Genomic DNA, 11,761 nt, shown 5'->3' with positions numbered 1-11,761 from the left:
ATGGGCGCATAAATGACGGGGAGATGGTTCATGCTAGGGACACCCACTATATGGAGGTGTCGCCGTTGAGAAACTATCCGGATTGTCTTTTGGACCCCGCCCAGACGACTGTGGTGCTGATCGACCACCAGCCGCAGATGTATTTTGGGGTGGAGGGCGCGTTTCGCGCCGCCATCGCAGACCACGTCGTCGGCCTTGCAAAGGCCGCACAGATCTTCAAGGTGCCCTGCCTGCTCACCACGGTGACCGCGCAGACGTTTTCCGGCCCCCTGTACGCACGGCTGCAAGCCGTGTACCCCCGCACCGTGCCCGTGGACAGAACCACCCTCAACGCCTGGGAGGATGCAAATTTGCGCAGGGCCGTGGAGGAGACAGGCCGAAAGCACATTGTCCTCGCGGGTCTTTGGACGGAGATCTGCGTCGCCTTCCCCGCGCTCAGCATGGCGCGGGACGGCTACCGGGTCTTTGTGGCCGCCGACGCGTGCGGCGGAGCCTCGCGGGAGGCTCACCACACGGCCATGTGGCGGATGGTCCAGGCCGGCGTTGTCCCCGTGACCTGGCAGCAGGTACTGCTTGAGTTCCAGCGCGATTGGAACAACAAGGACACGTACAACGCCGTGATGGGCCTAATCCGCGAACTTGGCGGCGCGTACGGTCTGGGCGTCGAATACGCGGAGGCAATGATCCCCAAACACTAAAAAGGCGGGAAGTCATCTCAAAAAGCCGCACACGGGTCAATTTTAGTCCGTGTGTGGCTTTTATGTGTCTTGAAAGATAGAAACTTGTCAAATGTAGCACTCAGACATGGGCGTTATTTACAAAAAATGCAGAAAGTTCTCTTGACTTCAACAAATATATGTCATATGATGATTCGGGTGTCAAAAGCCTCGCCCGCCGCTGTCCGGCGATTTATTCCGCACGGCCATCGTCAGACGCACTTCTGACATCTGAACCGTAGACAGTGGATCCTAAAAAGGTATACCTTTTTGGCATCGGTATGTGTTGTGATATTGTTTTCATTGTATCATAAATTGACAGAAAAGGCAACAAAGAATCCGCCTGGTGGCATTGTGTTTTGTGAAAATTGGATGATTGGCGTGCCGCGTCGAGGAGAAAATGGCAGATGAGAGGGGCTTTTTAAAACGTATACCTTTTGGCGCGCGGACCATTGAGGAGGAGAGGTGCAATGATCAGTACGATGATTGTGGACGACGAGGTCTACGTTAGGCTGGGACTGACGTCCATGATCGATTGGGAAAAATTGGGATTCACGATTGTTGGGCAGGCTGCGAACGGACAGATCGCGCTCGACATGGCGGAGGAGATCCGGCCGCAGCTCATCATCACCGACGTCCGGATGCCTGTGATGGACGGACTCACCTTTGTGCGCCGCCTCCGGGACCGGGGCCAGGCCGCAAAGATCATCGTCCTCAGCCTGTACGAGGACTTCTACAAACTGCGAGACGCCTCCCGGCTTGGCATCTTCGACTATGTGCTGAAATCCGAGATCATGGAGGCGGAGTGTCTCATCGACATCTTGACGCGGGTGAAGAAGGAGATCGAGCAGGGCCGCGCGGGTCGGACGCTGCACGACCGGCGGGCGCTTGAGACACAGCTTGTTTTTGAGATCGCGCGCGGATGCGAACCGGACGGCGCCGCATTGCAGACCGCGCTGTCGAACCTGTGGCTTTCCGGCTACGCGAAACAGCAGCTGCTTCTGTTCTCGCTGGACAGCTACCGGATGCGTTTCGCGAGCGGGGACGCAGATCAGACCGAGCGCGATGTGCTGATGCGAACCGTGCGTTATCTGGCCGAGGAGAATGCCCGGAAGCGCACTGCCTGCGTGACGGGGCATGTGGGGGAAAACGAGTTCCTCTGCGCGCTCTTTGGAGATAGGGAGGACGAACTCACCGCCCGGGCCGGCGCCTTTGTCGCCGAGTTCTCGGCGGAACTGACCCGTCTCTCCGGGTACCGGATCTTCGAGGCGCGCGCTCGTGTGGACAGCTGCGAACGGCTCTGCGACTGTTACCGAGCGGCGCGCGTACTGCTCGCGAATCGGCTGTTTTTCAGCGGGCGGCGCGCGGTGTGCGAGGCCGATCTGCGCGAGCGCCGGCGGTTTTTCCTCAGCGTCACAAAAACGTCCCTGCGACTCTCCCGCGCCTGCGAGGCCTGCGACGAAGCCGAAGTGACCCGGATCATCGAGGAGATCGTCATGCGCGATATCCAGGGATTGTTCGACCGGGAAGCGGCCGACAACGCCTGCCTAGAACTCTTTGCCGTTGTGAAAGACATCGTGGACAGAAGCGGCGCGGCCGGCCCGGAGAGCGGCATGCGCAGCCTCGACATCCTGCGTTGCGACACGCTGCGGCAGCGGTGTGATTTCCTCATCGAGCGGCTCCGCCTCTCAATGGGAAAGCGGGTGGACGGCGGCGAGCTCAGAGGGCGCGTCCTGCGGTATTTCCACGAAAACTACCAAAACGCCGTCTCGTTGCAAGACATCGCCGACTACCTGCGCATGTCCCCTGCGTACATCAGCCATGTCTACAAAAAACTCTCGGGCGAGAGTCTCATCGAGACGCTCACGCGGATCCGTATGGAGGAGGCCAAACGTCTCCTGCGGACGTCCGGCCGTCCGCTGCGGATCTATGAGATCGCCGAGCGAGTCGGGATGGAGAATGCCCGGTATTTCAGCCAGCGTTTCAAAGTGATGGTTGGTTGTACGCCTGCCGAGTATCGCACCGCCGGGGGCGCTTTGGAGGATACGCCATTGTCCGAGGCACCGCCGCCTGACAGACCGGGGGAGGGATGAGGCTCCATGAGAAAACGGCGGGAGGGCTCTATCGTGCGGACGGTGGTGGTGACGTTTGCGTCGCTCATGACGCTGTCCCTGCTGGTGACATTGGCCGGCACCGTCTACAGCCGACAAGCGGCGGCCAGGCGCTACGCGGACCGGGATACATACCAGCGGTACCTTTCTAATCTATACCAGTTTCGGATTTGTTTCGCCGAGATCACCTGTATGGAACGGGACATTGCCCAGCAGAGCACAGAGCAAGGACTTATCGTGCGCCGTTTTTACGATCTGAACGTGTACCGGATTGAGCAAGTGCTCACGGCACTGCGTTCATTTGCGGGCAGCGAGGAAATGACGAAAGACCTGCGCGCGCTGGAGAGTGCGTATGACGAGTATATGCGCATCTCCCAGATGGGCGTGCGGTATTACCTTGAGGGGGAGCGAAACGCGGAATTTCTGGTGCTGCTGGACGAGCTGCCTTGGTATCCCTACGCCGAGCATCTGAGTCAGGTGGTACTGCCTGCGGAGGCGCTTACCACCGCGAGTGAGGCGTATTTCGCGGCGCAGATGTGGTACAACGACAGCTTTCTGGGGCGGACAGCCTACCTGATGATCTCGCTGAATCTCGTCGCGTTTGCCGCGCTCTCGCTGTTCGCGGTTTGGTTCATGCGAAAATCGCTCCGGCCCATCCGGCAGCTCAGAGAGGACATGGAGCGGATCGAGCGGGGCGACTTCTCCCTTGCTCCGACCCCCATCGCCGACAACGAGGTCGGCCGTTTGGCGGTCGGCGTCCATCACATGGCCGATACCATCCAGGCCATGCTGCAGACCCGCGAGCGGGACGAGGCCCGCAAACGCAAACTGGAGCTGGCCGCTCTCTCGTACCGGATCACTCCGCATTTTCTGTACCACACGATCCACTCCATCCACTGGATCGCCCGGCTGAACAACATCGCGAGCATTGAGAAGATGACCGCCGCGCTGATAAGGCTTCTTCGGTTTCAGTCTCGAGGCGATGAGTTCATCACACTGGCAGAGGAGATGGCACTGCTTGAGAGTTATTTTTCCATTCAGGCGTACCGCTTCCCGGACAAATTCCACGCCGAATTCCGGCTGCCCCCGGCGCTGGCACAGACAAAGGTGCTGCCCATGCTGCTGCAGCCGCTCGGGGAAAACGCGATCTTCCACGGTATCCAGCCCCTGCCCTACGAGGGAGAGATTGTGGTGGAGGCCGCTGCGGAGGACTCGAACGTGCGAGTCTCGATTGCGGACAATGGCGTTGGGATCTCAGACGACGTTTTGCGGATGTTAAACGGCGAGGCGCTCCCGCCGCCCACAGAGGCGGACGCGGCCCTGGTGGATGCGGAGGAGGGGTTTGGCATGGCGATCCAAAACATCCGCGACCGCTTGCGCCTCCGCTACGGCGAGAGGGTCAGTCTGCGATTCGCACACCGGGCAGACGGAGGGACTGTTGTGACGGTCTGTTACCCGGCAGAACCGAATTCTTGGAAATGAGATATGGCGATAAACGGCAAAGCGGCTCGATTTCTTTAAAGTGGGTAAATCGTGCATTATTTTACGCAATCGAAAAATGGTGCACGCTATCTGACGGGTTGCACAAAAAAATGACGAAAAGCACAGAATATCTAAATATAATGAAATTTCTTTTTCGGATTTCCTATGATAAAATCATCTTGAAGAAACGTCCGGCTGTGCCGGGCGCCGTAAGAGTTTAGGAGGTTGTTGACACATGAAGAGGAGAGGTATCCGAAGCAGTCTCGCATGGTTTCTCGCCGTTGCCCTGTTGCTGTCGATTGTCCCGATGGCAGTTTATGCGGCGGAGGAGCCGGCCTTGCGGTCCCTGGAGGAACTGAAGACGGGGACATGGACCGAGGAGGAGACGGAGGCACTGATTAAGGCCGTTGTCTCCCAACTGACATTGACGGAAAAGGTGGATCTGCTCGGCGGTACATCGGGGAACGCAAACGCAGGGACGCGGATCAAAAACACCGGTGCCGCCGGCGGCACCTACACCTCGGCGCGCCTCAAAGAAATGGGCATCCCCCCGCTGACGCTGTCGGACGGGCCCGCGGGCGTCCGTATGGGTTACAAGGCGACGACGTGGACCTCGCCGACGGCCATCGCCTCCACGTGGGACAAGCAGGCCATGCACGACATTGCCGTACAGACCGGCAAAGAAGCAGTCTTTTACGGGATCGATCTCATGCTCGCGCCGGGGCAGAACATCCTGCGCAACCCCGTGGCGGGACGCAACTTTGAATATTATTCCGAGGATCCGTTTGTCTCGGGGACCAACGCGCTTGAGTACACAAAGGGCGTGCAGTCTCAGGGCGTCGGCGTCACGCTCAAGCATTACGCCGGCAACGAGCAGGAGAGTTCACGTTCTGGCGGGAACACGATTATCTCCGAGCGCGCGCTCCGCGAGATCTATCTCAAAGGGTTTGAGATAGCGGTGCGGGGCGGGAAGCCGATGAGCGTGATGGGCTCTTACAACCGCCTGAACAACATCTACGCCTGTTACAACACGTGGCTGATGACCGACGTGCTGCGCGGGGATTGGGGCTTCGATGGCTTTGTGATGTCCGATTGGGGCGCGGCCTCGGACGGGCGTCAGGCCTTGCTTGCGCAGATGGACCTCGTGGAGTCCAGCATGAACGCCACGCAGAAGACCAATATCAGAAACACGATCACCGCCAACGAGTCGGGTACGCCGGACGCCACCTACCCGCAGCTCACGATGGCGCTGCTCGATCGCAACGTGACAAACATCCTGCGCGGCGTCACGCGGAGTAACATTTTTAGGGACAAATACGGCACATGGGGCACAGCCATCGACCTCGTACAGACGGAACAGAATTTCTACGCGTCCGAGCTCTTTGCGGAGTCAAATGCGCTCGCGCGGCGAACATCGGCGGACGCGATGGTGTTGCTCAAAAATGAGGACGTACTGCCGCTGCCTGCGGAGGCGGGCATGAGTCTGCTGCTCAGCGCCAACCTCAAGGGGCGCGGCGGGTTTGGCGACAACGGCGTCACCGCGACCGATATTGTAGCGCGCGGCGGCGGCAGCGCGGGCGTTTACTTCGACCCGACACACGCGAGCGTTGTGTCGCTGGAAAGCGCGCTCCAAGAGAGCGGATTTAAGATTCATGGTCCGGTGCAGGACATCAACCAGGCCGCCGGCCAGACGAAGAGCCTCAGCTACGGCAGACAGTCAAACCGCGTCACCAGCATCACGCTGAACTACAGCGGCACATTCAATGACAGCACGCTGGCGACGAGTACGGCGGCGCTGGCGGCGAGCGATGCCGCGTATGGACTCATGGTGATCAGCCGCCAGACCGGCGAGGGCAGTGACAACTCATTCACCGGCAACGACAGCTACTACCTGACGGCCAACGAAGAGAAGGCGCTGAATGCCTACGCGCAGGCGTTGCACGCGGCGGGCAAGAAACTCGTGGTGATCTTAAACGTCGGCGCGGCGATCGACACGACGAAGATCACCCCGGTGGCCGACGCTATTCTGGTGTCGTGGCTCGCGGGGCAGGAAGGCGGCCATGCGGTGGCCGACGTGCTCTCCGGCGCCGTGAATCCTTCCGGGAAACTCACACAGACATTTACCAAGTCATTTGCGGACAGCCCGTCCGTGGCGGCCGCGCTCGCGCTGAAAGAGCAGGGCGTGGCGCGCAGTCCCAATGCCTACAGCGGAACCGATACAAACGGCGGATTCGGCACAAATCCTGTGTTCTATGACGAAGGCGTGTTGGTTGGCTACCGCTGGTTTGACACCAAACTGGCGACAAAAGAGGAGTATGACGCCAAGGTGGCCTATCCGTTTGGGTTCGGCCTCTCCTACACAACGTTTGCATTCTCCAATCTGCGCCTCAGCCGTGATATTTTCAACAGCAAGAATCCGGAGGATACGATAAAGGCGACGGTCGCCGTCAAGAACACGGGGCTTGTCAAGGGTAAGGAGACCGTGCAACTCTACCTCGGCGCGGACAGCTGTGCGGCCGAGGGGCGTCCGATGAAGGATCTGCGCGACTACGCGAAAGTGGAACTGGCTCCGGATGAGACAAAGGACGTCACGTTCACGATCCGTCTGTCGGATCTGCAATACTTCGACGACGGACAGAATCAGGACAAAGTGCTCGCCGGCGCGTCGACCGGCGGGTCCAATGTGACTTACGGCGAGGGCGACGGTTGGACAGTGGCGGAGGGCACGACGTTTGACGTAATCATCGGCGACACCTCCAACAACTTCGAACTCGCCGAACGGGGCGTCAAAGCCTCGTTTACGTACGAGCCGGCGCGTACGTTCAAGGTGGTTGCGCGCGTGGAGGAGTACGGCGCGGTGGTGCCGGCCGTGATCATCGACATGGGCGAGAGCGTCGCAGCCGGCGGCTTTGACGCGGATTCGTTTGCCGTCACGATGAACCGGCTGACAAACGCCACCACAGTGAATCCCACGCCGGCGAACCGGACGATTGTCAAAGCGTATGTAAACGACAAAGAGGAGATCGACCCGTCGGGCGTCGGGACCGCCTCCGGCCGCTACATCGTGCTGGAGCTGGCCTACGGCTACAACGACGTGAACTACAGCTATGTGATGCAGTACATATTCGGCGGCGCGGTGGCGCACAACATCGTGCGGCCGTTGGAACTGTATACGGTGCGGCAGACGGCCGCCATCCAAAGCGGTGAGGCCGCCATTGCGGCGGACACCCGGTACGTCAACATGGGGCGGATCAACTTGATCGTTGACGACTTCTCCCGCGAGACGACGAACGACGGTTTGAACTACCGCCTCTTCACGCCCGAGAAGGAGGCCGAGAAGACCTATCCGCTGATCGTCTGGCTCCACGGAGCCGGCGAGGGCCACAATCCGGCCAACTTCGGCGTGGGTAACGAGGAACAGCTCCTCGGCAACGAGGGCGCGACGGCCTGGGCCGAGCCAGCACGGCAGGCGCAAAATCCGAGCTACGTGGCGGCGCCGCAATCCCCGACGACTTGGGCACGGGCGGACGCGGCCAAGATCAAACGGATGATCGACGAGATTTTGGCGACCCACCCCGATGTGGACCCCGCGCGCATCTACGTGACGGGCTGCTCGATGGGCGGCATGATGACGATGTCGATGATCACCGCTTATCCGAACCTGTTCGCGGCGGCGATGCCGATTTGTGCGGCGACGACGGTGGCAAGCCCGGCGTTCACGACGGCGGACTACGCGAAGCTCGCAGACCTGCCGATGTGGCTGTTCCATGCGCAAAACGACCCAACCGTCCGAATCGCGCAGAGTTCCGATCTGATTTACGCCACGCTGCAGGGGCTCGGCAAGGAGCCCGGCGACGACTTCAAATACACGATCTTTCCGACAGTGGATTACAACCAGCACTGGGCCTGGGTGCCGGTGGCGAACGACAGCTATGGCGGCGAGACGCTCGGTGTCGTCGATTGGCTCTTCGCGCAGGTGAGAGGCGAGCGCACACTGGGGATTGTTCCCGTCACCGGCGGTCTGATCCGAGGCGTAGCGTCCGACACCGCGGGCGTCACAATTTACAAGGGGGTGCCCTTTGCCAAACCGCCCGTAGGTGAACTTCGCTGGAAGGCGCCGCAGGACCTCGACGCGGTCGTATGGGGCAATGCGGTGCGTATATGCGACACCTGGGGCAGTCAGGCATACCAAAATCCAGATCTCAATCCGCCCGGCGGCTTCTGGGGCGACGAGTTCTACTATGAGGGCTCTCCGAGACCTGCGGTCAGCGAGGATTGCCTGTACCTGAACGTCTATACACCCGCGCAAAACGGTGACGAAAAACTGCCGGTGCTGGTGTGGATCCACGGCGGCGGGTTTGACCACGGCTTCGCGTCCGAGGTGGAATTCAACGCCTCCAAATTGGCGGCGAAGGGAATCATCGTTGTTTCGATCCAATACCGCGTCGGCGTCTTCGGCTACCTGTCGCTGCCGGGGCTCTCTGCGGAGGATCCAAACGGCGTCTCGGGCAACTACGGACTTCTCGATCAGATTAAGAGTCTGGAATGGGTCAAGAATAACATCACGGCTTTTGGGGGCGACCCGAATCGTGTGACGGTGTCAGGGCAGTCCGCGGGCGGCATGTCCGTCAGGGGTCTGCTTTCCTCACCGTTGGCGAAGGGGTTGTTTAAACGCGCGATTCTGCAGAGCGGGTTTAGCGGATATCACGCGGCGAGCAGTTATCCGACGCTCGTCACGACCCAGGAGGCAATGGCGACCCGGATGCAGACACAGTTCGGGACCGCCGACGTCGCCGCACTCCGTCAGATCGACGCCGCCACACTGCTGGCCAAACAAGGGCAGTTGAATGTGGGCAACATGGTGCTGGACGGTCATGTCCTCACACAGGAATCTGTGGATCTCAGCCGGCCGGGTGTTTTCGACGGTCTTGACATCGTCATTGGCGGCACCTCCGACGAGTACACCTCTCTCTTTGGAAATCCAAGCGGTACGACAAACCGCAGTGCGTTCCAAAACAATATGGCGAACCGGTTTGGCCCTTATTACGAAGAGGATATCTATGACGCGCAGACGGACAAGGACGCCTACCGCATGAATCTGCGGAGCAACGCCGATGGCATTCTTGCCCAGTACCGACTCTCCGCGATGTACAGCAACCTGCACAACGAGGACCACAGAGCCTATGTGTACTACTTTGAGCATCAGCTTCCGCCGCACAGCCAAGAGGTTGTAGGGGACCGTGACGAGGCGTTCTACCATGCCTTCCACTCCTCTGAGTTGTGGTACATGTTCAACTCCATGCGAACGGATCCCAAACAGCGACAGTGGACCGAGGCCGACTACCGGTTGGGTGAGCTCATGTCTTCTTATTGGGCGAACTTCGTCAAGACAGGTGACCCGAACGGCGAGGAACTGCCGCTGTGGCGCACCGCCGACGCCGCCAGCGGCGGAGAGTTCATGAGTTTCCGCTTAGGAGAGGCGTTCCCCGACGGATCCGAGTTCCCGCGGCGCGACTTTGTCAATTTGGTATATGCCAAAAACAGTCTTTATCAAATGTCAGACGAGACACTCGGACTCGACACACTGACGGTCTCCGTCCTGACGTCGGAGGTGCTGGCCGGGATCGAGAGAGACCTGTCCGTGGCGGTGACGGCAGCGGGCGGCGCGTCCGTGCAGGGGGCCGAAGTGATGCTTACAGACGGGCGCACGGTGTACGGCCGTGGCGTCACGGGGACGGGCGGCCAGGCGGTTATCCATCACGAGGAACTGCCGGACGTCGGGACCTACTACGTGACCGCGAGAAGCGGAATCCTGGGTGCGGCTGCAGAAGTGCCCGTCCTTGAGAAAGTACGTGCGTTCAAGGTGGTCACGCGCGTGGAGGAGTACGGCGCGGTGGTGCCGGCCGTGATCATCGACATGGGTGAGAGTGTTGCCGCCGGCGACGCCTACGCGGACGCGTTCGCCGTCACGCTGAACCAACTGGACATGTTCACGGGAGGAGTGAACCCAACGCCGGTGGCCCGGGCGATCGCCAAGGCATATGTGAACGACAGAGAGGAAATCGACCCGGCGGGCGTCGGGACTGCCTCCGGCCGCTATATCGTGCTGGAGCTGCCCTATGGGTACAACGACGCGAACTACAGTTACGTGATGCAGTACATGTTCAATTTTACAAATTTCATGGCCTCGCACAATGTGGTGCGGCCGCTGGAGATGTACGCGGTACAGCAGACGGCCGCCATCCAAAACGGTGAGACCGCCATTGCGGCGGACACCCGATACGTGAACGCAGGGCGGATCAATCTGATTGTCGACGACTTCTCCCGCGAGACGACGGATGACGGCCTGAGCTACCGACTGTTCACCCCCGAGAAGGAAGAAGGAAAGACATACCCGCTGATCGTCTGGCTCCACGGGGCCGGTGAGGGGCACAGCCAGACCGACTTCGGCGTGGGCAACGAGGAACAGCTCCTCGGCAACGAGGGCGCGACGGCCTGGGCCGAGCCCGCGCGGCAGGCGCAAAATCCGAGCTATGTGGCGGCGCCGCAGGCTGTGTTGGTCTGGGAGCGGATGGACGCGGCCAAGATCAAAGCCATGATCGACGAGATCCTGGCGGCCCACCCGGATGTAGACACGGCGCGCATCTACGTGACGGGCTGCTCGATGGGCGGCATGATGACGATGTCGATGATCACCGCTTACCCGAACCTATTCGCGGCGGCGATACCGATCTGCGCGGCGACGATGGTGGCAGACCCGGCGTTCACGACGGCGGACTATGCAAAGCTCACAGACCTGCCGATGTGGCTGTTCCACGCGCAGACCGACCCCACGGTCCCCATCGCGCAGAGTTCGGATCTGATCTACGCTACGCTGCAAGAACTGGGTAAGGAGCCCGGCGACGACCTCAAGTATACGATCTTCCCGACAGTGGAGTACAACGGGCACTGGTCCTGGGTGCCGGTGGCGAACGACAGCTATGACGGCGAGACGCTCGGTGTCGTCGACTGGCTCTTCGCACAGGTCGAAACGGGCGACTTCACCGTCACGGCCGATAAGGCGGAGAAGATCGTTACGATCACTGGCCGGAACTATGTGCCCGGTTGGGAACTGCCGCTTCTCGCGGCGTACAACCGGACGCCGACGATGGACGACGCCGACTATGAGACCACGGTGACGGTGGATGAGGACGGCCGGTTCAGCGTCACGGTGCCGGCGGACGTCACGGCGGACAAATCCTGGCTGGGCGGCCACGAGTATGTCGTCACGGTGGGTGGCGTCACCCACATAGCGCCTATCTACACGACGGTGCTGCGGGCCCACAGCAGCGCTCGCATCTCGCTGCGCATCAAAGGCAAAGCGCCGCTGAATCTTTTGACGGACGCCGACCCGGCGTTCTACGAGGTGACAGTCAGCAACCCGGCCGTCGCCAGGGTGACGGAGACGGACGG

The 11,761-nt window shown here is 60.5% G+C and carries 4 protein-coding genes; all 4 read left to right on the top strand.

Features of this window, described 5'->3' with window-relative positions:
- Positions 1-65: 65 nt before the first annotated feature.
- A complete protein-coding gene (locus LBK75_11345) occupies positions 66-698 on the top strand; it encodes a hydrolase (protein MDR1158872.1) in 633 nt (210 codons plus the stop codon).
- A gap of 488 nt (positions 699-1,186) precedes the next feature.
- Entirely contained in the window at positions 1,187-2,809 is a 1,623-nt protein-coding gene (locus LBK75_11340) for a response regulator (GenBank protein MDR1158871.1), read from the top strand.
- 6 nt (positions 2,810-2,815) lie between these two features.
- Entirely contained in the window at positions 2,816-4,309 is a 1,494-nt protein-coding gene (locus LBK75_11335; GenBank protein MDR1158870.1) for a histidine kinase, read from the top strand.
- A 235-nt stretch (positions 4,310-4,544) separates the two neighbouring features.
- Positions 4,545-11,761 (top strand): carboxylesterase family protein (locus LBK75_11330; GenBank protein ID MDR1158869.1); only part of this gene is annotated, 7,217 nt, incomplete at its 3' end.

It is taken from the genome of Oscillospiraceae bacterium, assembly GCA_031265355.1.
Classification (GTDB): Bacteria; Bacillota; Clostridia; order Oscillospirales; family UBA929; genus JAIRTA01.
Note: the sequence above shows the minus strand (reverse complement) of the source record. Positions and strands in the feature narration are given on the sequence as shown.

Coding starts and splice junctions, on each gene's coding strand:
- LBK75_11340 (MDR1158871.1), top strand. CDS start 1,187: ATGATCAGTACGATGATTGTGGACGACGAGGTCTACGTTAGGCTGGGA.
- LBK75_11335 (MDR1158870.1), top strand. CDS start 2,816: ATGAGAAAACGGCGGGAGGGCTCTATCGTGCGGACGGTGGTGGTGACG.